Here is a 23,296-nt window from a genome sequence, read left to right as displayed (position 1 = left end):
GCTCGGTCGGTCAGCGGGTCCCGTGCAACGGACTTTCCGAGGGTGGGGTCGGCGGCGATCGCAGCTTCGAGTGCAGCGGCGAGTGATGCGTTGCCGAGGTAGAGGCCCGAGGGTGTGTGGCCTGCTGTAGGGATCGTCCGGTTGCGCCGAATTGCGGAGGGCAGGTCGAGGGCAGGGCTGTGCCGTGTGCCCCTGCCGACGGGTGTGTGGTGCAGAACAGGGCTGCAGCGGAGGTCAGTGATCCCACGCGACGCTGGTGTTGGCCGTTACTGACGGCAGCGGCAGCAGCCGAGCCTGTTCCTGGTGCCGGGCCTTCGGCTGACGTCGGACGCGATGTTGCGGAGTCGGATGGTGGTGTGGAGCCGGATGGTGTTGTGGATGAGCGTGATTCCGAACAGCTCGGTGCGACATCAGGTGCCGGCGGTGTCTGGTCCGCAGCTAGTGGTGGAGCTGATGCGGGTTCGGACGATGCAGCTGTCTCAGGGTCGGTGTCCGACGTCGGCTCTGGTTGCGGGTCGGTCACCGCTGCCCCTGCGCGTGTTGCTGCGTGCTTCTGGGCAGGATCGGCGGCGTCCGGTTCAGGAGCTGGCGACGGGCCGGCCGCAGGTGTGGGTGCGGACTCGTCGTTTGCCCCGGCATCGCCGATATGGCCGGTGTCGTCGACCTCATCTGCTGGTGCGGCTGGTGCCGATGCCGAGGTGTTCTCAGGTGCAGGTGCAGGTGAACTGGCCGACGTCGGTGCGGTCGAGGAATCAGCATCCCTACCCGAATCCGCGGCCGACCCCGTTGCCCCATCACCATGAGCAGCTGTTGCAGCATCGGCATCAGCAGCCGAGTCCACGCCTTCGTCTCTGTCTGCGTCGGCGTCTGTGTCTGTATCCCTGTCGGCGTCTGGTTCCGTCGCTGTTCCCGCCTCGGGTCCTGTTGCAGCCCCTGTCTTCTCACTGTCCGAGCGACGTTCCCATACCCCGGTCTCCGGGTTCTGCACAGCCAGTCCCAGCTTCTCTGCGAGGGTGACTGCTTCGGTGAGCAGGATCTGCCACTGACTGTTGCGTGCGAGTTCCCGCGCGAGGTCGGGGTCGATGGATCCGTGACCGGCCAGATACGCCGGGTTCGCCAGCAATCCGATGAGGGTGGCGATATCGACGGTGACCATCGTCAACGGCACCCGACGATCCGGCAATACTGCATCCTTTTTCGGGCAATCCTCGCGGTGGCACAGGCATGCCAGGCGGGGTTCGCCGTGCATGCGGGCCATGAACGCATCGCACAGGCGTTCCTTCTTGCCTCGGGGGTCTTTCGGGCAGAGGGTGTCGGCCATTTCTTCGAGGAGTTGCCATGCGGCGGCGGCCTCGGGGGCGGTCAATTCTGCTCGGATCCGGGTGAGTTCGCCGGCGGGGCTGTAGGTGACGGTGCGGAACTTCTTGGCGAATTCCCGTAGTGCTGCTGCTTCGTCGGGGGCGACCCGCAGAAGGATGTCCCAGATCTCCTTTTCGAGGGGACCCGGTGACGACCGGCGGGCGGCCTCGACGATCTCGTCCTCGACCATCGTGACGATGTCGTCGGAAAGGTTGTCGAGGATGCGGCACACCGTCCGCACCCGGGGTAAGTCGATCTCCCCGGACTCGAATGCGGACCGCAGCAATGGGAGTCGGGTATGCAGGGCGACGCCCACGGAGACATACGATTCGGCGACCGTCGCCGAACAGCCCAACGCCACTGCCATCTCGGTGCGTCCGTACCGGCTGTAGTGCTTGTGCTTGGTGTCGTGGGTGATCCAGCTCCGATGGATGTCATAGCAGGCGGAAATCTTGCGAGCGGCCTGACGATTTTCTGCACACGCAGCAGCGGTCAATGCCTCCAGCGACACGGTCGGTACTGCGCCCATTTTTCACCCCCCCGGTGAGCAACGATTCAGAACATGCGTTCGAACTGAAAGAAGGCTATCCCAGCCCACCGACAAGAAACGGGAGTATCGATCTAGGCCCCTCGACCAGGCGATTTTGGTCCAAATAGAGATTGCTTCCGGTCAGGTGCAACTACTTCCCACGTCTTGCACAGTGAGTTGAAGCGCGGGAGGTACAGGTTTGCCGACCAGATGAGGAGTCCCGGGCAGAAGCCCAAGGGTGATGACGCGGAGGTCGTCTTTCCAGACCCCTGAATCGAACTCGTCGCGAGAGTAGATCGCTCCATGGGCTCGACACGAGGGAGCGATGATGGAATGGGCGTGTCGAACGTACTCCAGGGCCAACGGTTCGTCTTCTGTGTTCACGATGAAGCCCATGAAGAACTCAGCACCGCGTTGCCCTGTATGGATCCGCCACAGGTTATGTGATGGTGGGTACTCCCACTGCTGATCGATGCAGGTGTCGTCGCCATCAGTTGCCTCCGGGGTCCACCCGAGGAGGCTCAACTCTGCTGCGACCACGTCCATCGAGTCGACGAAAGCGTGACTGATCGCAAGGTCCACCACCGCCGAAGCAGCCTCGGAGTCCATCGGAACAGTCGATCCTTCGCTATCGATACCCGGATGAAGCAGCACCACCAAAGGTCTACGCGTATTTGGCATTCGCCTCGTCGTGGTGAATCGGGCCGTCGGTGCGTGTGAGTGGCAACGCACTACCCCCGCGTCGCACGGCCACGAATTCCGCCGCGATAGCCAGCGCAGTTTCCTCCGGAGTTCTCGCACCCAGGTCCAAGCCGATCGGCGACTTCAAGCGTGCGAGCTCCTGCTCGCTCAACCCGACGTCACGCAACCGGGCCGCGCGATCCTCATGGGTCCGACGCGATCCCATTGCCCCCACGAACGCCACTGGCAGTCGCAAGGCCACCTCGAGCAGCGGCACGTCGAATTTGGCGTCATGGGTCAGTACACAGATTACCGTCCGGGCATCGACTGCCGTCCGCGCCAGATAGCTGTGCGGCCATTCGGTGACCACCTCGTCGGCGTCGGGAAACCGTGCAGCAGTGGCGAATACGGGACGGGCGTCACACACCGTCACGTGATACCCGAGGAACTTGCCCACGCGGGCGAGTGCGCCGGCGTAGTCGATGGCCCCGAAGATCAGCAGCCGCGGGGCGGTTGCGTACGACTGCACGAACACGTCGAGGTCCGGCCGGCAGCGCACCGACCGGATGCCGGTGCCCCCGGAGTCCAACATCGCCAGCGCCTCACCCACGACCACGGCGTCGACGTCCGAAAAACCGGTCGTACCCATGGTCGCGGAGGACGAGACGGCGAGCGACTGCCCGGAGCCGTCGAGCATCGTCACCGTGGCTACCGCGCTATCCGACGCGATGGCCGCAAGCACGGCCCGCGGAGGGCCGAGGCGTACGAACACCTCGATCACTCCCCCGCAGGTCAAACCGACTGCAAAAGCGTCGACGTCGCTGTAGCCGAACGACTCTCGCTTGGACTCGCCGGTCTCGAGAACCTCGCGACACAGCTCGTACACCGCGCCTTCGACGCAGCCACCGGAGACGCTTCCGACGGCCTCTCCGTCGGCGCAGACCGCCATCGCGGCACCCGGAAGCCGTGGAGCACTTCCGGATACCGCGATAACCGTCGCCACCGCATAGGGAACACCGGCGTGGTCCCAGGCGGTCAGACGATCGACGATCTCTTTCATGTTACGAGATTCCCAACGCTTCTTCGATGGGGTGCAGGGCGAAGTAGACCAGGAAGATTCCCGACATCAGGTACAGCAGCCAATGCGTCTGGCGTGCTTTGCCTTTGGCGAGGCGAACGAGGGTGTACGAGATGACACCCGCTGCGACTCCCACGGTGATCGAGTACGTGAAGGGCATCAGCACGATGGTCAGGAAGGCCGGGATCGCGATTTCGGTGTTCTCCCAGTCGATCTTGCGTACGTGCGTCATCATCAGCGCGCCCACCAGAACCAGCGCGGGGGCTGCCGCACCGACGGGGACCACCCCGGCCAACGGGGTGAAGAAGATCAGACTGGTCAACAGTCCGCCGGTGACGACGCTCGCGAGACCGGTTCGGGCACCCTCGGTGACGCCTGCCGCGGACTCGACGACGGCAGTGTTGGCGGATCCGTTGATCGCACCTCCGACGATGGCACCGATGCCGTCGACGGTGAGGATGCGGCTCAATCCCGGCATCCTGCCCTGCTTGTCGACCAGGCCCGCTTCCTCGCCGACGCCCAGGATGGTGCCCATGGCGTCGAAGAAACCCGAGAGCACGAGCGTGAACAGCACCACCGAGGCCGTGACGACACCTGCTCGAGCGAACCCGCCGAACAGGTCGACGTTGAAGAGCAGGTCGAATTGCGGTGTGGCGACGATGGAATCGGGCACCTTCGGTACCACCGGACCCCATGCCTCCGGTGCGATGTCGAACACCGAGTTGAGGATGATCGCAAGATTGGTGGCGACGAAGATGCCGATCAGCATCGCGCCCGGCACTCTCCGAACGAACAGCATGATCATCAGGATCAGGCCGACACAGAACACGAACACGGGCCAGCCCGCCAGCTTGCCGAACGTGCCGAGGGTGACGGCGGTTGCGGCTGCTTCGTGGTGGCCGACGAACCCGGCGTCGACCAGTCCGATGAGGGCGATGAACGCGCCGATTCCGACGCCGATCGCCTGTTTGAGCACCAAGGGGATCGCGTCCATGATGAGCTGCCGAATGCCGGTGAGGGCGAAGACGACGATGACCACGCCCTCGAGCACCACCAGACCCATTGCCTGCGGCCACGTCATGTACGGCGCGGCTTGGAACACCACGATGGGTGTCACGCCGAGGCCGGCTGCCATCGCGAGGGGCGCGTTACCGACCACCCCCATCAGGATCGTCGTCAGGCCGGCGGACAGGGCGACCATCGTCGACAGTTGCGCTGCGTCGAGAGTCGCACCCGTGACATCACGGGCATCGCCGATGATCAGCGGAATGAGGACGATCAGGTACGCCATCGCCACGAAAGTGGTTACGCCGCCCCGGATCTCACGCGATACCGACGAGCCTCGGCCGGTGATATCGAAGAACTTGTCGATCTGAGATCGACCTCGTCCGCTCTTGCGAGTACTGGGTGTGTGTACATCGGTCATGATCGGCCCTCCCAGGGCGTGATCAACCTTGTCCCAGCGTGTGACGGTGACCGTGCCGGGGGAGTTGGCCTCGGGTCGCGCTGTGCTGGAGAAGGTCTCATCGAATGAATCAGGGGTTGACGATGTGTTCGGGACGCACGGGAACTCGGGTCAAGGCGAGTCCGGTGGCGTTGCGGATGGCAGCGACGACGGCAGGCGTCGACGACAGCGTGGGCGGCTCGCCTGCGCCGCGAAGGCCGTAGGGAGCCAACGGATCCGGGTTCTCGAGGATGTCCAGCTTCATGGGCGGCATGTCGAGAATGGTCGGGATGAGGTAGTCGGTGAACGACGGGTTCTTCACGAGTCCGTCGACGACGACGATCTCCTCCATCACCGCAAGGCCGAGGCCCTGGGCTGTGCCGCCGTGGATCTGGCCCTCGAGCGATAGCCGGTTGAGGATCTTGCCGACGTCCTGAACAGCGGCCATCTCGACCACTTTCACGAGCCCGAGATCGACGTCGACGTCCACCACGGCGCGGTGGACACACAGGGCGAGCTGGGTGTGGCTCGCGCCCTGCCCGGTGACCGGATCCATTCCGCTGGTGGGGCGATGGTGGAATTCGCGCGTCTGCTCGATGACTCGGTCGCCGAGCACATCCTCGATCGTCGCCAGCACACCGTCGGTGGCCGAGACGATCTTGCCGCCGTCGAGGCTCAGGTCCGCTACGGCGCGGCCGAGGTACAGGCCGGCCAGGACGAACACCGCCTCGCGGACGGCCTCGCAGGCAGTCTTGACGGCACCACCGGTCATGTACGACTGGCGTGACGCAGAGGACGATCCGGCATTGCCGACCTTGGTGTCGGCCGGGTGGATGACAACCTTGGTGACGCCGAGTTCGGTGCGGGCGATCTGAGCCTCCAACGTCACCAGGCCCTGGCCCACCTCTGCGGCAGCGGTGTGCACCAATGCCGTTGCCTCGCCGCCGATCACCTCGAGACGGACGCGAGCAGTGGAGTAGTCGTCGTAGTTCTCGGAGAAGCAGATGTTCTTGATCCCGACGCCGTAACCGATCCCTCGCACGACCCCTTCGCCGTGGGTCGTCTGAGACGCCCCACCCGGCAGATTTCGAATGTCCGACGCGTCCAGTGGTGCGGGCAGTTCCATCGCTTCGGCTCGGGCGAGCATCTCAGCGAGCGGCGCGGGCGCTTCGATGACCTGGCCGGTCGCCAGGATCGAGCCCTGGCTGACGGCGTTGATCTGGCGGATCGCAACCGGTCCGATGCCGCAGGCCTCACCGAGCTTGTCCATCATCGACTCGTACGCGAAACATGCTTGTACTGCGCCGAATCCACGCATCGCACCGCATGGCGGATTGTTCGTGTACACCCCGTACGCATCGATCTCGATGTTGGGAATGATGTACGGTCCGACCCCGAGCGAGGCCGCGTTGCCGACGACGTTCAGGGTGGCCGAGGTGTACGCGCCACCGTCGAGGATGATCTCGACATCGGCGAACACGAGTTTGCCGTCGCTGGTCGCACCGTACTCGTAGTGCATCTGCGCCGGGTGGCGGTGCACGTGACCGAAGAACGACTCGTAGCGGTTGTAGACGATCTTGACGGGCTTGCCGGTGTGCATGGCGAGCATCGCGGCGTGGATCTGCATCGAGAGGTCCTCGCGGCCACCGAATGCTCCGCCGACGCCGGCGAGCGTCATCCGGATCTTCTCCTCGGGCAGGCCGAGGCACGGGCCGATCTGTGCGAGGTCGTTGTGCATCCACTGCGTTGCGACATACAGGTCGATCCCGCCGTCCTCGGCCGGTACGGCCAGTCCGGATTCCGGTCCGAGAAATGCTTGGTCCTGGATCCCGACGGCGAAGTCGCTGCTGACGATGACGTCCGCGGTCGCCCGAGCGGCGGCGACGTTGCCGACGCGAACCGGTTGATGCCGCGCCACTCCGCCGCGTTCCTGCACCTTCGGGTAATCCGGATCCAGGGCTGCGCGACGGGCATCGGTCAGGGGCTCGAGCACGTCGTAGACCACGACGATCTTTTCCATTGCGCGCCGGGCGGTTTCGGGATGGTCGGCTGCGATCAGTGCTATCGGTTCACCCTCGTGCCGCACCTCGTCGAAGGCCAACACCGGCTGGTCCCACGTGTGGTCGAGTCCGAAGCACTTACGCCCCGGAACGTCCTCGTGCGTGAGGACAGCTTCGACGCCGGGCGTTGCCAGCGCCTTCGAGATGTCGACGGAGACGATCCTCGCACGGGGATGCGGGCTGCGAAGCGTTGCGCCCCAGAGCATGCCGTCGATGAACAGATCCGAGGAATATGCGAACTCGCCCTTGACCTTCAGCGTGCCGTCCGGTCGCAGCGGGCTGTCGCCGACGCGACCGCGACCCGGTGCGGGGATGTCGGCGGGAGCTTGCCGGGGTGTAGTGGTCGGGGCGCTCACAGCACGTCCTCCGCGAGTTTCATGAGGCGACGGTGCGCATCGGCTCCGGCGCGGCCTATTTCGTCCTGCGGTGCGCTGGTCAGAACGTCGTTCTCGACGATCGTTCGTCCGCCCACCATCAAGCGAGCCAGCGGTGGGGTCTGCCCGTAGGCGAACGCCACGACCGGATCGTCCACGGCCGAGTAGAACCCGTCGGTGCGCCAGATCGCGATGTCGGCCAGCTTGCCGACCTCGAGCGAACCGATCTCGCTCTGACGTCCCAGTACCGTTGCACCGCCGATGGTTCCGATCTCGAGTGCCTGACGCGCGGTCAGTGCCGTCGGGCCGTACTTGGCGCGCTGCATGTACATTGCCTGCCGCACCTCTCCGGCCAGCGGCACCATCTCGGCCGAGGCGGAGCCGTCGACACCGAGGCCGACGGGTGCGCCGGCCGCGAGTAGATCGGAGATTCGGGCGATGCCTGCGCCCAGACGTGCATTGGAACTCGGGCAGTGGGCAGTGCCGGTGCCGGTGGCCGCCATCTTCGCGATGTCGGAGTCGTGCAGGTGGACGGCGTGGGCGAACCACACGTCGTCACCGAGCCAGCCGACCTGCTCCATGTACTCGACCGGGGTGCAGTTCATCTGAGCGAGGCAGTGCTCCTCCTCGTCGAGGGTCTCGGCCAGGTGGGTATGCAGCCGAACACCTTTGGCGCGAGCAAGCCCGGCGGACTCCACGAGCAGCTCTTTGCTGATGGAGAAAGGCGAACAGGGTGCGACCGCGATCCGGAGCATGGAACCGAAAGAGGCGTCGTGATAGGTGTCGATGGCCTCGGCGGTGGCGGTGAGGATGTCGTCGAGCGACTCGACCACCTCGTCCGGCGGCAATCCGCCGTCGGACACGCCCCGGTCCATCGAGCCGCGGCACGGTTGGAATCGGACGCCGATGCGTTGCGCCGCATCGATCTCGGCGGCGAACAGGTCGCCTCGGCCCTTGGGGAAGATGTAATGGTGATCGGTGCTCGTGGTGCACCCCGACTTCGCCAGCCATCCCAGCCCGGCTGCGGCAGCACCGCCGACGACTTCGGCGTCCATCTTGGACCACGGCTTGTACAGTGCAACAAGCCATTCGAACAGGGTGTTGTCCTTGGCCAGACCTTGAGAGGCCCACTGGTAGAGGTGGTGGTGAGTGTTCACCAGGCCGGGGGTGACGAGGCAGCCGGACGCATCGATCGTCTCGGCCCCGGCGATGATCGGTGCCGGGCCCGATCCGATGGCGCTGATCGTGGTGCCCTCGACGACGAGATACCCGTTCGGGATTTCGTCGCCGACGATCGGGGCAATGTATGCCCCCGAGATGACGGTGGTCATTTGGCTTCGGCCTTTCGGGTTGCTGCGAGCCGCACGGCGTCGAGGATCTTCTCGTATCCGGTACAGCGGCAGAGGTTTCCGGCGAGAGACTCGCGAATCTCGACGTCCGACGGGTTGGGAACGCGCTCGATGAGATCGTGCGCCTGGACTACGAGTCCCGGGGTGCAGAAGCCGCACTGGACGGCTCCGCACTCGACGAACGCCTCCTGCATCGGGTCGAGCTTGTCGCCGTCGGCGAGGCCTTCGACGGTACGGATCTCGCGGCCCTCGACCTGTCCGGCGGCCACCAGGCAGGCGCAGGCCGGGATACCGTCGAGATAGACCGTGCACGATCCGCATTCACCTTGCTCGCACGCGTTCTTGGATCCGGGAAGCCCCATGCGTTCACGCAGCAGGTACAGCAGACTCTCGCCCTCCCAGACGTCGTCGGCTTCCATGTCTTTTCCGTTGATGGTGCAGTTGACTCGCATGTTCAGGCCACCTTCCGTGCGGCTGTGAGGTCTCGCCATGCCCAACCCAGCGTGCGCCGGGCCATCACGGAGAGGGCGTGCTTGCGGTAATCGGCAGTGCCTCGTACGTCGTCGATGGGACTTGCTGCCGCACTGACCAATCGGCCGAATTCCTCGGACACCCGCGGATCGAGGGCACCGTCCCAGTCGAGTTCGGCCGCGAGGTAGTTCTCGGCATCGTAAGCCCGACGCGGCGTCGGCGCAGCGGAGCCGAGACCGGTGCCGACGCGGCCCTCCTGCGGAAACAGTGCGATCGAGAACGAGCACACCGCAATGACCATCGCGTTGCGAGTGCCGATCTTGGAGAAGTACTGAGGTCCCGCCGCCGGCATGACGTGGAACGCACGGATCAGCTCGTCGGGCTCGCAGCAATTGCGTTTGACGCCGAGGTAGAAGTCGGTCGCTGGGATCATCCGTACCCCGCGTGCGGCCGATTCCACTTCTACTGTCGCGCCCGCAGCGAGCAAGGGCGCGTGCAGGTCACCGGCAGGAGATGCTCCGCCGAGGTTGCCGCCGACGGTGCCGCGATTGCGGATCTGCGGGGAACCGACGGTGCGGGACGCCTGTGAGATGCCGGGAAGTTTGTCTCCGAGCTCGGCGATGATGCGGACGTAGGGCACGCCTGCCCCCACCCGAAGCGATCCGTCGGGTAGCTGTTGCCATTCGGTGAGTTCGCTGATGGGGTTCAGATCCAGCAGTCCGCCCGGTCGGTGCAGATCGAAATTCATCTCGACCATGACGTCGGTGCCGCCCTGAATGGGCACCACGTCGACGTCGTCGGCCTTTGCGGCCAACGCGTCGCTCCAGGTCTGTGGTCGCAGGAAATCCATGTTCGGTGCTCCGCTCGCTGTCCATATTTCGTGTTCACCCAGTACAGCCGCCGGGCGTACCGCGAACGAGGGACAGGAACGACGAAGTATGACGCCGATCACAGTGTAGGTTTTGGAGGATCATACGAAGAGGAGGTCGATGGCACCGTGAGACTGCGTGATCTGGCCGATCTCCCCGATCTGAAGCTGCAGCCGATCGTGACTCCCGAGCATTTCGACCCGACGATCAGATGGGTCGTCACCACCGACATGCTCGATCCGAGCCGTTACCTCAGCGGCGGCGAACTGGTGTTGACCGGCTTGATGTGGCGGGCGGGCCCGGAGGATTCGAGAACCTTCGTGCGGGCGGTGTCCAAGGCCGGAATCGCGGCGCTGGCGGCCTCCGACGGCGGTGTTGTGCCGGACGACCTGGTCGACGCCTGCCGCGAACACGGTCTGCCGCTGTTTCGAGTGCCGGCCGACATCGCCTTCGCCACGGTCACCGAAAGTGTCGTCCGGCAGCTCTCGACGGCGCGGGCGTCGGATCTGAGCCTCGTGCTGGACCGGCATCGACGCCTCGTGGCGAGCGCCGGACCCGGCGGCGGCCTGGGGCCGCTGTTGGAGATGGTGAGTTCCGATCTGGGTATGAAGTGCTGGGTCGTCGCCTCGTCGGGACGTGTTCTCGCCGGATCCGAGAACCCGCCCGACACTGCGGCCGTCGCGCGGGAGTTCATGACTTCGGTACGTCTGCCGCGGTACTGCCGAACGCAGCGGGTGTCGATCTTTCCGGTCGACGGGGAGGCCACCCCACGTGTCGTGGACTGGTTCGTCGCCTTCGAAAGCGATTGGCAGACATGGGATGTCCCGAGGACATCGCTGGCCGGGCAGTTGGCGTCGATCGTCGCCGTCGAACGCGGTCGCGTCGACGAACGCGTGTCAGGATCGGGCATCCTCGCTCAGGAATTCGTTCGCTCCATCGTGTGCGGCGCGACACCGGCGGACATCCTGGCGCAGATGCACGTCATCGGACTCGATACCGAAACACGCTATGCGGCAATCGTTGCCGCTACCTCGGGGGAGACGCTCCGGCTCGGTGAGCTGCGGCCGCTGCTACGAGAACTGCTGGCACCTCTCGACATCACGCTGGGAGTCGTCGAGAACGAGGCCATCGCTGTGGTGGAGGCGCGCACCGACAAGACCGACGCCGTTCGACGTGCCGTCCAGTCCGTCACCCCGGGATTGATCGGCAGCGGCACCACCATCGGGGTCAGCGCTCCCACCGCGGCCGCCGACATCAGAAGCGCAATCGAGGAAGCGCGCTACGCCCGCAGGCTCGCCGAGGGGCGGGGTGCGGACTGCAGCGTCGTCGGTCATGACGAATTGGCAACGTTGACAATACTTTTGGCAAATGTGCCCGACGACGTCCGCCGAATGTTCACCTCGAGGCTTCTCGATCCCCTGACGGAGTACGACGATCAGCACAACAGCGATCTCATCGCCACGCTGTCGGTCTACCTCGACACCAACGGTGCCTGGACCCGATGCGCCGAACAACTACACATGCACGTCAATTCTGTGCGGTACCGAATGCAGCGCATCGAGGAACTCACCGGCCGCGACCTGTCGCGGCTGGAGGACAGAATCGAGTTCTACTTGGCACTTCGGCTGAGATGACTAGTGTGAAGCCCATGGCCCTCATCGCAACACTGGATTTCACGTTCAAGCCCGAATCTCTTGCCGAGGCGCGTGCGTTGCTGCGCACGGTGCTTGCCGATACCCGTGCGTTCGAGGGCTGCCTCGGCGTGGAGGTGTGGGTGGACGAGGAGAACGAGGCGCATGTCGTCGCCTACGAGACGTGGGAGTCGGCCGAGGCCGATGCGAAGTACCGCGAGTTCCGCGCCGGCCCGGGCAAGATCACCGAGATGCCGCCGCTCCTGGCTGCCGCGCCTGTACTGACGAAGTTCTCCGTGGATTCGTCGATCTGAGTTCACTGCGCGATGGCGCAGCGCAACGTCACTCGATTATTTTCGCCAACGGAAGTGGCCGCCCGGTGAGGAAGCCCTGCACCATGTCGGCTCTGAGTTCCACGGCGACCTGCAGTTCCGCCTCCGTCTCGACGCCCTCCATGATGACGGTCGAGCCGATCTCGTGGGCAAATCCGATCACCGATGCAGCAGCGGCCCGTCGGACCGCGTCGGTGTCGATTCCGTGCACCAATGCGTAGTCGACCTTGAGGGTGTCGGGCCGCAGTTCGACCACCTGGCGAAGCCCGGCGAAGCCGGCACCGACGTCGTCGACGGAGATCGAGATGCCCGCCACGCGTAAGGATTCGATGGTTCGAGCGACCGCACGGTAGTCGTCGACCCGCTCGTGTTCGGTGATCTCGATGTGGAACGCTCGGTCTTTCTGGAACGGTCGTAGCTTCGCAGCCAGGTCGATGGAACGAATGGTGTCGGCAGATGCATTGAGGGAGATGAAGATTCCGCGGGGCAGAGACTCGGCGGCAACGAGGGCACGTTCGATGGCCGCAACTTCGAGGAGCGGCCCGATTCCGGCGTTGGTCGCGTCGCGAAACCACATCGTCGGCGAGCCGTAGCCGAACGGGAAGCGCGAGAGCGCCTCGTAGCCGACGACGGTAGTGGTGACGGTGTCGCAGATGGGTTGGAACACCACGTCCGGCCCACCTCGCGAGATCAGACCTTCGATGCGTGCGCGAATGTCGGCTCGCGTTCCGGTACTGCTGCCGCGCGCGCTGCCGTCGTCCCCGGCCAGCCGAGACTTGTTGCGATACATCTCGATATCGGCCAGTGCGATCAGCTTGCGCACCACCGTCGGGGTGACGGGTGCGCTCCCGAGCGATTCCACGGCAGATCCGATGCTGGTGGTGAACGGAGGTCCGGAGAACGTCTCGTCGAGACCGCTCCGGATCTTGTCGACAGTCGATTCGATGTCGCCGGGGGACCCGACGTGCACCACCACGAACTCGTCTCCGCTCAGGCGCGAGACCACCGACGTCCGCGGGACCGCGGCGGTGAGGCGCGCTGCGATCTCGATCAAGACGGCGTCGCCGGTCGGGTGACCGAACCGGTCGTTGATCTCCTTGAACCGGTCGATGTCGAGCACAGTGACGCCGATGGTCCGATCGGAAGCATCGGCGGCGTACGCGATACCGACGCCGTCGATCGCTTCGAGCAATCCACGCCGGTTGAACAGGCCTGTCAACGAATCGGTGACTGCACCCGACGCCCGAGAACGCAGGTACCGAATGTAGGCCCGCATCATCAGCGGGGTGAGGTACAACGTGACGACGGTGACCGCGGTCGCGGCCACCAGCCACGGGTTCGTTCCCTGTTTCACTGCGAGGACGGCGAGAGTGAGGACCGTCGCCATCGAGACGGCGAGGTGAGCCCACATCACTCGATACGAGCTGGCGATGACGGTGAAGACCGCCACGATGGTGAACATCATGCACCCGGTCAGCGGGACGAGGCGGTTCGTACTGCTGAACAGGGTCGCTACGACGCCGATATCGGCGTACAGAACGAAGGCGTTGGCCACGCGCGGTGACGGCCACGGCCGCAGGAACCAGGCGATCGCCACCGGAATCGTCGTCAACGAGCCGAGGAAGACGTACACGTCCAGACCCTCGTAGTGGATGCCGGTGGCAGACATGAGGACGCCGGACACACCGAACAGGAGCGTCACGAGCCCGATGAAGTAACGCACCCAATGTTCGCGTGCGGTGTTCGCGAAGTAGGTGTAGTCGTCCTCGACGCTGTCGAGAGGGATGCCGATCCCAGGTCTGTACCGCGTACGGCCCTGGGCCGTCACCACGGTTCCCGGTTTGGAAATGGGCTTACCTCTCCTGGGCAGATCCCCGGCCATCACGAACGCTACCAGCGCTACCAGTGGCGGGGCCGAAATCGGGCGCACCTGTCGGCCTGTGGGTCAGACCATGTCTTTCTCGGTCATCCAACGCAGCGTGGGCCACCCGAGGAACACCGGCAACCAGCAGGTCAGCACACGGTAGAGCAACACCGACGGCACTGCGATCGAGGCAGGTAGACCGAACGCCGCGAGACCGCCGATCAGTGCGGCCTCCACTGCACCCACGCCGCCGGGTGTCGGTGCGGCGGACGCGAGGGTTCCACCGATCATCGTCACGACGGTCACCGTCACGAACGTCGTACCGCCGCCGAAGGCCTCGATGCTCGCCCAGAGCGCCAGCGCTGCACCCAATGTCGTTGCGGCACAACCGAGAATGATGATCGAGAAGCGCTTGGGATCACGTGCGAGCTCGCCCAGTTCGGTGAGGACTTCCTTGATCTGCGGCCGGACGGCGACTCGAAGCCACCGGCGCAACTTGGGCACGAACATGAAAGTTCCGACGACACCGAATGCGGCACCCGCTATCAGGTACAGCACGGTGTTGCCGGGCACCATGTTCGACAACCCCGAGGAGGTACCGGCGACGACGCTGAAGAAGATCAACAGGCTCACGTGCGTGATCACCTGGACCGACTGTTGCAGTGCCACAGCCGCTGTCGCGCGAACGGCACCCAATCCGCCCTTCTGCAGGAATCGCACACTCAGAGCCAGCCCTCCGACGCCCGCGGGGGTCGTCGTCGCGGCGAAGGTGTTGGCAACCTGCATGACCGTCAGATTCCAGAAGCTGACCTTGCCGAACGCGCACGCCCACAACGCAGCTCCGGCACCGACGTACGTCAGAGCAGAGACCGCCAACCCGAGCAGAACCCACCACCAGTCCACCGAACCGAGTTCGGTGACGAACGCAGGCACCGCACTGATGAACGGATACGCGACGTAGACCAGTCCGATCAACAACACCAGCGAGATGATCTGGTTTCGGCTGAAGCGAGTGACTTGCTCGGCCTCGATCTTGGCGGCCCCGGTCTGCTCGAGCACCTCGAGCCGGACGGCCTTCATCGTCTTGGCTGCATCGCGAACCGACTGACGGATTCGAGGCGGAATGGCGGACTTGGTGAGACGGCCCGATGCCGCGATCACGGCATCGAAGCCGAGGACGCCGACGGCCGTTTCCACGGCACGGCGAGAGCCGAAAAGGTCTGCTGTGGTGAGCAACAGCTGCGCCACATCCGATTGCATCTGGGCATCCGACGCTCCCAGTTCGGCGTGCCCGTATCCGCAGAACAGAGCCCGACCCTCATGGATTCGGAGTTCGCCTCGATGCAGGTCTCCGTGCGAGATCTGGTTCTCGTGCAGGGTGTTGAGGGCCTTCCACAACGCGCTGAGGGTGGCGTCGTCGTGCTCGGCCTCGACCGGCTGACCGAGGGGCAGATCGTGCGCGTACAACGTCCACCCCCGATCGAGTGCCGCGACCGCGAGCGGATGGCTGCCCGCGGCACCCAGCCTCTCGATGGCCAAGCCCATCAGTGCTCGATGCTCGACGGCCCTGCGCATCGACGCATGGAGCGGCGCAGTTTCACTGCCACGCCGCGTGATCCATCTCCAGAACTGTCGTAGCGCGCCGCCGCTGCGCTGATTCTGCCCGTACAACTCGACCACCACATCGGCATCGGACGTGTGTGCGTTCAACACCAACGGACCCGGTCCGGCCGGACGGACGACGGTGAAGCTGTGGACGGTGACGCCGCGATCGCGGAACAGACGCAGTGCTGCGTCGAGAGGAACCTCGAGAGCCGGCGTACCGACCAGCAGCACGATGACGGCTCCGACGAGCCAGCCGACGGCCAGACCGAGCATCGAGCGAGCCGGAACGACAGTGGAGACGACCAGGTGGATCGGCACGAACGCGAGCAACAGCGTCCACCATGCCCGACGCCACCGCGCGGGCAGGCCGGGGCCCGACACCGTGAGGGCCGCGGCCAACATGGCGATCCAGCGAGAGTCGTCGAGGAATTGCGACAGGAAGGTGTCGAGTCGCTCGGGAACGTCCAGGTCCCAGGTGGGGGTGGAGATTCCGGTGCCGGTGATCGACAGCGCCAACGCGGCCAGCAATGCCGCTGCCGCGTAGCCGGCGAGCAGTTTCCATTTGCGGCCGGCGATCAGGCCGATCAGGACTCCGAACGGGAGCGCGAGGATGGCGACGCCGTAGACGATGTAGACGGCGTTGGACTGGTCGGGGCTGAGCACGCCGACGATGTTCGATACCGATTCCTCGAGCGCATCCCACTGATTTCTGGTGATCAGCGAACCGGCGATGACCAGGCCGAGCAGTACCGCAGCCGACACGACCCGAATGATGTCGCTGGTTCTTCGCACCAGCGGTTGAAGCAGGTTCCCCGCTACGGGAATGTCCCGCCCATCCACACGCATGGGGTCAACCTACCGTGCAGTACGCCTGCGGAGTTCGTTGCGGACGGCGGGCCATTCGGATTCGATGATCGAGAACACGACGGTATCGCGCAACGAACCGTCGGGCATGCGTTGATGATTGCGCAGAATTCCATCCTGCTTGGCACCGAGCTTTGCGATCGCCGTGCGCGATTGCAGGTTCATCCAGTGGGTGCGAAATTCGACGGCGATGCATCCCAGCTCCTCGAAGGCATGCGTCAGCAGCAGCAATTTGCTGGCGGCGTTGGTGCCGGTTCCGTGCGCGGAGCGGGCATTCCAGGTGTACCCGATCTCGACCCGACGGTTCTTCGAGTCGACGTTGCAGAACGTCGTCGCGCCGATGATCTGGCCTGTGTCGTTGCGGCGCAGCGTGAACGGGAGCATGGTTCCGGCTTCGAGCAATCCGAGCCGACGATCGATCTCTGCCGCCATGTCCTCGGGTTTCGGCACGCTGGTGTACCAGAGGTTCCACAACTCGCCGTCGCGGGCGGCGTCGGACAGTCCTTCGAGATGGTCGTGGCTCAGCGGCTCCAGAGTCACGAGATCGTCAGCGAGGGTCACCGGTTGCAGAAAGGGCATTCGCCGACGATACGTCGGATCGTGCCGTCCGGGAAAGCGCAATGATTGCCGCAGCGATGACGGCGACAGCGACGACGACGAGGGCGATCACCTCGGTGAAAGCGTGCGCGTAGGCATCGGCGAATCCGGGTTGCCCGGATGCAGCTGCGTCGGCGTCGATCTTGTTCGACACCCGCCCGCGGATGAGGAAGGCCAGCAGCCAGGCATAGCCGGCGACCGCGATGGCCTCGCTGCCGATGCGGAACAGGTTGAGTACCCCGGCGGCGGTGCCGCTGCTGTGCGGCGGAACCGCGGCGAGTGCCTCGCCGTCGACCAAACCGATGGGGAGTCCGAAACCGAGCCCCACCAGAATCATGGGGATCGTCACGGCGGGAAGTGGGACGCCGGGCTGCAGGGCCAGCATGCCGATATTGCCGAGAGCGAGGCAGCCCAGGCTCGCGAGAATGACGCGGCTGGGGGTCACGGCGTCGAACGTCGTGCTCAGCCGTGCCACGGTCAGCGGGGCGAGAAGAACCGGGATGGTCATCGCCAGCATGAACAGTCCGGCTCGGCCGGGAGCCATCGACGCGACTGCGCTGAGGGCGGCCGGCAGATAGGTGAGCAGGGTGACGAAACCGATGGCTCCGGCGACCGGGACCAGGCAGAGCGCGAGGAATCGACGGTTGCGCAGTAGGCCGAAATCCAGCAGACGGTTGGTGGATTCGCTTCGCAGAGCAGGCAGAGCCAGGGTGCCAACGGCCGCTATCAGCAGGACGATCGCCTGAGCGGCGAACACCCCGCGCCAGTCGACCGCGGCGATCAGCAGCCCGGAGATCGTCGGACCCAGTGCCAGCCCCAGCCCGTTCACGGTGCCGAACAGTGCGAATGCCGTGGCCCGTTCGGTCCCGTGAAAATGCAGCGACAGAATCGACGTCGAGCCCACCAGAACCGCAGCGGCACCGATACCCGCGACCACCCGCGCCCCGTCCAATACAAGCAGGGAAGGTGCGAGTGCGCTCACCAGGCTGGCCGTGGCCGTGAGCAGTACGCCGATGCGGAACGACGTGCGGTGCCCGATGCGATCCGAGACCGCACCCCAGACCACTGTGAAGAGGGCGAACGCAACGTTGAAGCCGTTGACGACCCACTGCAGCGGGGTGGGATCGGAGCCGAGATCGGCTGCGATGACCGGAAGCGCGATGGCGGTGCCCGAGATCGACATCGGCACGACGAACTGCGCTGCGAGTACGACCGGTAGAACTGCCCTCATGAATCCCCCTGCGCTTAGGTACGATGCTTTTCGTACTAGAACAGGTTTTGAGGTACGGCGCAAGTCGTACCTTGATGCGGGAGGAGCTCATGGCAGACGAGAACGGGCATCCGGAGCCCGAAGAAATGCAACTCGGTGCGGTGATGTCCGCGCTGGCGGATCCGCTGCGCCGCAAGGTGGTCACCGAACTTGTCGGCGACGACGACGGTGCCGAACGAACATGTATGTCTTTCGAGCTCGGTGTCACCAAATCGACTCTCACGCATCACTTTCGAGTTCTCCGCGAGGCGGGTCTCGTGTTCCAGGTCGACCGTGGCAACAGTCGCAAGGTCACGCTGCGCCGTCGCGAACTCGAGGATCGGTTCCCCGGCCTGCTCGATCTGATCGCCAACGAAATCCGCTAGCCCGAAACGGTCGCCCGTCGTACCGTGATGCCCATGCACATCGCAATGATCGGCACGACGGCTCCCAGTCACATCTATCCATCACTGGCCGTCATTGCCGAGCTGGTGCGGCGCGGGCATCGCGTCACCTATGCCGTGGGAGATTCCCTGCGGCACATGGTGGAACCGGCAGGCGTGGAGGTGGTCCCTTTCGAGTCGATGCTGCCCGACGGAGAGGCTTCGTGGCCTGATGATCCGGCGTCGGCGATGCGGGTGTTCCTCGACGAGGCCATTGCGTCGTACCCCGTGCTCACTGCGTTCTACGACGATGATCAGCCGAACCTGTTCCTGTACGACATCGGCGGTATGACGGCACCGGTCCTCGGGGTGCGCTACGGGGTGCCTGCCGTACAACTCTCGCCGACGTACGTGGCCTGGGCCGGTTACGCGGAGGATCTCGGTGATGGGATGACCGCCATCCGAGAGTCGCCGACCGGTGTCGCGTATCGCGACACCTATGCAACGTGGCTGCGAGAGAACGACATCGACGCCGACCCCTGGGAGTGGATCACGTATCCGGCGCACTGCCTGTCGCTGATTCCGCGGGTGATGCAGCCGCATGCCGACCGAGTGGCCGACACGGTGCAGTTCGTCGGACCGTGCCTCGATCCGGTACGCCTGAGTGACCGCAGCTGGACGGCACCCGGGGCACCTGTCCTGTACATCTCGCTCGGCACCGGATACAACGAGCGACCGGACTTCTATCGACTGTGTATCGAGGCGTTCGGGAACACCGACTGGAATGTGGTGATCTCCATCGGTCGACGTGTCGATCCGGCCGTGCTGGGTGATATTCCCGCGAATATCGAAGTGCATGAACATGTTCCGCAGCTTGCGGTGCTGGACGCCACCACCGTCTTCATCACCCACGCCGGGATGGGCGGGTGCACGGAGGCGCTGTGGTTCGGCGTGCCGACCGTGGCGGTGCCGCAGGCTGTCGATCAGTTCGGCAACGCCGCAATGCTCGCCGAACTCGGGGTGGGCGTGCACCTGGACTTCGAGAAGGTCACGGCTGTGATGCTGGCAGAGGCAGTCGCCGACGCCCGCGAATTCGGTTCACGTGCAGCAGAACTCGGTGCCGAGGTGCGAGCACACGGTGGAGTCGAACAGGCGGCGAATGCAGTCGAGGCGTTTCTCGCGTGACGGGCACGATCCGATTCGTCCGCATGCCGAGAAGCAGGGCGTCGTCGGCATGGTGATGTACGGCAGCGGACTACCGCTCCGAGGTCGAGCGGCGACGGCGAATCTCCGCAAGGATTCCGAACGCGAGGCCGATCAGGATGCCGGTGCCGTGGTCGTCTCTGAGCACCGTCATCGTGATGCCGGTCAGCGCGACCATCGACAGCACCACGAATGACGTTCGCTCGACGCCCAGCCCGCGGCGCGCCACCACTGTCGCCACGATAGAAGCATTGCCCGCAACCACCGATGCGCCCACGCCGCCGATATCGAGTGCCGTCAGGTAGACGGCGAAAAACATCGCGTACACCTGGGCGCATCCACCGAGCGGACTGTGATCGGGCTCGACCGCGCAGGTCACCACCAGCACTCCGATCAGGGCCGCGACGGCCGCCGACGAACCGCCGCCGGTGTCTGCCGGATGCCACACGCTGTAGATCGCGACACTGCCGACACCACCGATGGCGTAGGCACACAACCAAGTGGCCGGCCCCACCCGGCGCTGCGCGGCGATCCCCACCAGCACTGTTCCGAGGAGGTTGAAGGCGAACTGACCCCAACCGTCCGGCTGCACCAGTACCGGTGTGACAGCTCGCCACCACTGGCCGGATTCGAGGAGCGGCCGGTTCCGGACGAGCAGATCCATCACGCTCGAGTCGAGAAAGGCGACCACGCTGACCACGGTGGTGATCGAGGCGACCACAAACGTCGGTACGGCTGAGTGGCGATCCGCAGATCGTGCGTCGGTCCCGGAATTCATCCGTCACCGTTCGCTGACACAGGTGCACGCTAGCCGCATGCACCCACGTCAGTCCTCCAGAACGCTGACGCTCACGCCGTAGGGCAGGAAGCGGACCCGTCGACGCGGGTCGGTGTTGTCCTTGTGTGCACGGAGGGCATCGAGTTCGGTGGCGTAGAGCTGGTCGATCTGCGGCGATCCGGCGTCGTCGACGCTGTAGATCGCCCAGACTCCGTCGCCCTTCTGACCTGTGGTTTCGGGCTCGGGCGGAGCTTTGGGTGCACCGACGTTGGAGGCGAACAGCGAACCGACCACCTCGCGCAGTCCCTCGGTTGCCTCACGGGCGAACTTGTCGAAGTCGTCGGATCCGAATCCGAAGGGTCCTTGGTTGGCCATGGCAGTACCTCCTAGGTGAAACTCCAGTATGCGCGTTTACTCCGAACAGCCGCCGAGCGTCCGCACGTTCACGTTGCCGGGCAGCACCGACCCGGCTCTGGTTTTTCTGCACGGGCTCGGCTCGGCGGGCATCCCGGCATTCGGTGCCATCGCAGTAGAGGCAGCTTTCGAGGGCCGAGAGAGGCTGCTGCCGGATCTGCTCGGCTTCGGTTTCAGCGATCGCCCGCTCGATTTCGGCTACTTGCTCGACGACCATGCTGCCGCCGTTGCAGACCTGCTCGATGAGCGGAATCTGACCTCGGTCGACCTCGTCGGCCACAGCCTGGGTGGCTCGATCGCCACCGTGCTTGCCCACCGTCGACCGGATCTGGTGGGCCGGCTGATCGTGCTCGAACCCAACCTGCTGCCGTGGGACGGCACCGCCAGCGTCGAGATTGCCCGGCAGTCGGAGACCGAGTTCGTCGACACCGGTATCGACCGATTGATCGCCGACGCGGATCCGGAATGGGCGTCCACCCTGCGCGTTGCCGATCCGGTTGCACTTCATCGCACCGCCGTCGGCCTGTGCGTGGGACCTGATCCGACGGTGCAGGCCATGCTCGAGTCGGTCACCGTACCGCGGTTGTTCGTCTACGGAGAGCGTACCGGCGCTCCGAGGCAGCAGGACCGATTGGCTTCTGCAGGTGTGGGTTTCACGCGCATCGACAATGCCGGCCACGTCATGATGCCGACAATCGCGAAGGCGTCGTAGAGGCAGTGAAAGCCGGGCTACTGCTGTAGCCGGGCTCCGATGGTGTTGTGCAGAGCCCGCAGCGAGTTCTGGCCGAGCGAGACCGTCTGAGATTCGATGTAGCGCAACAGATGCGAATCGTTGAGCACTTTCTCGCTCGACTGGATCAACACGGTGCCGACGCCGGTGAAATCGAACTGACGCTCCTCGCCGCTGTTGGCTCCGAGAAATCCGCGCGCCGCACCGAGGAAGTTCTGCATCCAGTCTGCATCGAAGTGATGCGACGGCGACGGGCAATCTGCCCATCCCACAAGCGCTTCCGGGTCGATGCGTAGTGGTGGCTCGGCGAACATGACGGTGCCGTTGGACGAGGCCAGGAACTTACCGGTACCGAGCAGCGTCAGAAATCCGGGGACGATGGACTGCTTGAGATCCAGAGTCGGCTCGAACGCAAGCAGATTCGCGGCTCGGATCGTCAGGTTGCCGTCGTCGAGGTCGTAGCTGTTGATGTTGAATCCGCGATCGCCGAGAATCAGCTTGCCCTGACCCTGCGCGAGAACCCAGTCGTTCGAGTACAGCGGAGACGAGAACCGCGCGGCGACGATGGCGGGCATCGACGTCTGCCCGAGCGGCTCGAAGCGAATGTTGCCGTAGTACGCGATCATCGCACCCTTCGACGTGAACCACGGCTGACCTGCGAGTTCGACGCAGAATGCGTAGTCGTTGCCGGGCACGTTGTCGTTGACCGGCAGGGTGTACGGGGTGTGGATATCCAGGCTCATATCGTCGCTCCCTAGAACTTCTGCTCGGAGGCTTGAACCCACACGGTGCCCATGCCGGTCATCTTCAGCTGGATCGCCTCGCCGCTGCCCTTGCCGACGGCGTCACGCCAGCCGACATTGGCAGAGATGTCGACGTTGATGTTGCCGATGTGGCACACGTACGCCTGCGGATCGACAACTACCTGTGGGTGATCGGGCCCGACCTGCAAGGGGGTTGCGCCGCCGTGCGACAGGACCGCGACGCTGCCCTGCCCGGTCAGTTGCGTCGTGAACAGACCTTGCCCGGTCATTGCGCCGCGCACTGCTCCGCGGACGCCGCCCTGCGAGGTCAACGCAACGATGGAACTCTGAAGGTAGCCGTCGTGCACCAGGAGTCGATCGGCTTCGACGGTGAGCATCGACGAACCGTCGAGATGGATCACCTCGATGTACAACCCGGCGTGACCGTAGAACACCTCGCCCTGCCCCTCGGCGGCCATCATCGCGACATGTTCGCCCGCCATCATCCGGCCGGCCATCCCGGCAACGCCGCCCATGCCGGGCATAGCACCGGCCGAGCCGCCCATCGAGTGCGGAACGAACCGGACGTCGCCGGTGTAGTAGAGCATCGATCCACGACGCGCGAGCACGTTCTGATTCGGTGCCAGAACGGATTTCACGACTTTGCTGTTGACGAGTTCGAGTGGCAC

At 64.8% G+C, this 23,296-nt stretch carries 20 protein-coding genes; 5 read left to right on the top strand and 15 right to left on the bottom strand.

Translation table 11 applies throughout. The features are described 5' to 3' along the window. Positions 1 to 10: 10 nt before the first annotated feature. The 7 genes from CH286_RS07460 to CH286_RS07425 all read right to left on the bottom strand — a co-directional run bounded on the left by CH286_RS07460 (position 11) and on the right by CH286_RS07425 (position 10,195). Positions 11 to 1,888 (bottom strand): DUF222 domain-containing protein, encoded by a 1,878-nt coding sequence (locus CH286_RS07460; protein ID WP_094608823.1) that lies wholly within the window; start codon positions 1,886 to 1,888, stop codon positions 11 to 13. Positions 1,889 to 2,552: 664 nt separating this feature from the next. Beyond that, positions 2,553 to 3,629 (bottom strand): XdhC family protein, encoded by a 1,077-nt coding sequence (locus tag CH286_RS07450; RefSeq protein ID WP_094608821.1) that lies wholly within the window; start codon positions 3,627 to 3,629, stop codon positions 2,553 to 2,555. A 1-nt stretch (position 3,630) separates the two neighbouring features. Beyond that, positions 3,631 to 5,073 (bottom strand): NCS2 family permease, encoded by a 1,443-nt coding sequence (locus CH286_RS07445; RefSeq protein WP_037151889.1) that lies wholly within the window; start codon positions 5,071 to 5,073, stop codon positions 3,631 to 3,633. A gap of 109 nt (positions 5,074 to 5,182) precedes the next feature. Next, entirely contained in the window at positions 5,183 to 7,507 is a 2,325-nt protein-coding gene (locus CH286_RS07440) for a xanthine dehydrogenase family protein molybdopterin-binding subunit (RefSeq protein ID WP_255182598.1), read from the bottom strand. Continuing rightward, positions 7,504 to 8,856, bottom strand: coding sequence for an 8-oxoguanine deaminase (locus tag CH286_RS07435; protein WP_037151886.1), 1,353 nt, complete (start codon positions 8,854 to 8,856; stop codon positions 7,504 to 7,506). The genes CH286_RS07440 and CH286_RS07435 overlap by 4 nt, the downstream gene beginning before the upstream one ends. Then, on the bottom strand, positions 8,853 to 9,326 hold the full coding sequence (locus CH286_RS07430) for a (2Fe-2S)-binding protein (protein ID WP_032378620.1): 474 nt from the start codon (positions 9,324 to 9,326) through the stop codon (positions 8,853 to 8,855). Before CH286_RS07430 ends, CH286_RS07435 begins: the two co-directional genes overlap by 4 nt. Positions 9,327 to 9,328: 2 nt before the next feature. Next, a complete protein-coding gene (locus CH286_RS07425; protein ID WP_032402265.1) occupies positions 9,329 to 10,195 on the bottom strand; it encodes an FAD binding domain-containing protein in 867 nt (288 codons plus the stop codon). A gap of 147 nt (positions 10,196 to 10,342) precedes the next feature. Between CH286_RS07425 and CH286_RS07420 the strand changes: the two genes are divergently transcribed. After that, on the top strand, positions 10,343 to 11,848 hold the full coding sequence (locus CH286_RS07420) for a PucR family transcriptional regulator (RefSeq protein ID WP_255182597.1): 1,506 nt from the start codon (positions 10,343 to 10,345) through the stop codon (positions 11,846 to 11,848). Positions 11,849 to 11,862: 14 nt separating this feature from the next. Then, positions 11,863 to 12,159 (top strand): putative quinol monooxygenase, encoded by a 297-nt coding sequence (locus CH286_RS07415; protein ID WP_032379396.1) that lies wholly within the window; start codon positions 11,863 to 11,865, stop codon positions 12,157 to 12,159. A 28-nt stretch (positions 12,160 to 12,187) separates the two neighbouring features. Here the strand turns inward: CH286_RS07415 and CH286_RS07410 are convergent, their stop codons facing one another. Genes CH286_RS07410 through CH286_RS07395 form a run of 4 tightly spaced genes read right to left on the bottom strand, consistent with a single transcriptional unit; the run spans position 12,188 to position 18,338 of the window. Further along, positions 12,188 to 14,107, bottom strand: a complete 1,920-nt coding sequence (locus CH286_RS07410) for a bifunctional diguanylate cyclase/phosphodiesterase (RefSeq protein WP_255182596.1) — start codon at positions 14,105 to 14,107, stop codon at positions 12,188 to 12,190. A 15-nt stretch (positions 14,108 to 14,122) separates the two neighbouring features. Continuing rightward, a complete protein-coding gene (locus CH286_RS07405) occupies positions 14,123 to 16,492 on the bottom strand; it encodes a lysylphosphatidylglycerol synthase transmembrane domain-containing protein (protein ID WP_094608820.1) in 2,370 nt (789 codons plus the stop codon). Positions 16,493 to 16,501: 9 nt separating this feature from the next. Next, positions 16,502 to 17,089 (bottom strand): GNAT family N-acetyltransferase, encoded by a 588-nt coding sequence (locus CH286_RS07400; protein ID WP_032402263.1) that lies wholly within the window; start codon positions 17,087 to 17,089, stop codon positions 16,502 to 16,504. Further along, positions 17,058 to 18,338 carry an MFS transporter gene (locus CH286_RS07395; RefSeq protein WP_094608819.1) on the bottom strand — a complete coding sequence of 427 codons (1,281 nt, stop codon included), beginning with the start codon at positions 18,336 to 18,338 and terminating at the stop codon, positions 17,058 to 17,060. The genes CH286_RS07400 and CH286_RS07395 overlap by 32 nt, the downstream gene beginning before the upstream one ends. Before the next feature lie 89 nt (positions 18,339 to 18,427). Between CH286_RS07395 and CH286_RS07390 the strand changes: the two genes are divergently transcribed. Together CH286_RS07390 and CH286_RS07385 are read left to right on the top strand one after the other, a co-directional pair. After that, the gene (locus tag CH286_RS07390) at positions 18,428 to 18,742 is read left to right on the top strand and encodes an ArsR/SmtB family transcription factor (protein WP_032402262.1); all 315 of its coding nucleotides are present in this window, start codon (positions 18,428 to 18,430) and stop codon (positions 18,740 to 18,742) included. Positions 18,743 to 18,775: 33 nt separating this feature from the next. Further along, entirely contained in the window at positions 18,776 to 19,924 is a 1,149-nt protein-coding gene (locus CH286_RS07385) for a macrolide family glycosyltransferase (RefSeq protein WP_094608855.1), read from the top strand. A 70-nt stretch (positions 19,925 to 19,994) separates the two neighbouring features. Here the strand turns inward: CH286_RS07385 and CH286_RS07380 are convergent, their stop codons facing one another. Together CH286_RS07380 and CH286_RS07375 are read right to left on the bottom strand one after the other, a co-directional pair. After that, positions 19,995 to 20,720 (bottom strand): rhomboid family intramembrane serine protease, encoded by a 726-nt coding sequence (locus tag CH286_RS07380; RefSeq protein WP_094608818.1) that lies wholly within the window; start codon positions 20,718 to 20,720, stop codon positions 19,995 to 19,997. A gap of 48 nt (positions 20,721 to 20,768) precedes the next feature. After that, the gene (locus tag CH286_RS07375) at positions 20,769 to 21,095 is read right to left on the bottom strand and encodes a hypothetical protein (protein WP_032378612.1); all 327 of its coding nucleotides are present in this window, start codon (positions 21,093 to 21,095) and stop codon (positions 20,769 to 20,771) included. Positions 21,096 to 21,123: 28 nt separating this feature from the next. Between CH286_RS07375 and CH286_RS07370 the strand changes: the two genes are divergently transcribed. Then, positions 21,124 to 21,846 (top strand): alpha/beta fold hydrolase, encoded by a 723-nt coding sequence (locus CH286_RS07370; RefSeq protein WP_094608817.1) that lies wholly within the window; start codon positions 21,124 to 21,126, stop codon positions 21,844 to 21,846. 17 nt (positions 21,847 to 21,863) lie between these two features. Here CH286_RS07370 and CH286_RS07365 read toward each other — a convergent pair whose 3' ends face one another. Together CH286_RS07365 and CH286_RS07360 are read right to left on the bottom strand one after the other, a co-directional pair. Next, complete coding sequence (locus tag CH286_RS07365; protein ID WP_094608816.1) at positions 21,864 to 22,607, bottom strand: AIM24 family protein; 744 nt, start codon at positions 22,605 to 22,607, stop codon at positions 21,864 to 21,866. Positions 22,608 to 22,618: 11 nt separating this feature from the next. Then, on the bottom strand, positions 22,619 to 23,296 hold the full coding sequence (locus tag CH286_RS07360; protein ID WP_032378609.1) for an AIM24 family protein: 678 nt from the start codon (positions 23,294 to 23,296) through the stop codon (positions 22,619 to 22,621).

The organism is Rhodococcus sp. WWJCD1, assembly GCF_002258735.1.
In the GTDB taxonomy this organism is placed as follows: domain Bacteria; phylum Actinomycetota; class Actinomycetes; order Mycobacteriales; family Mycobacteriaceae; genus Rhodococcoides.
The sequence above is the reverse complement of the archived record's forward strand: the minus strand, read 5'-3'. Positions and strand labels throughout refer to the sequence as shown.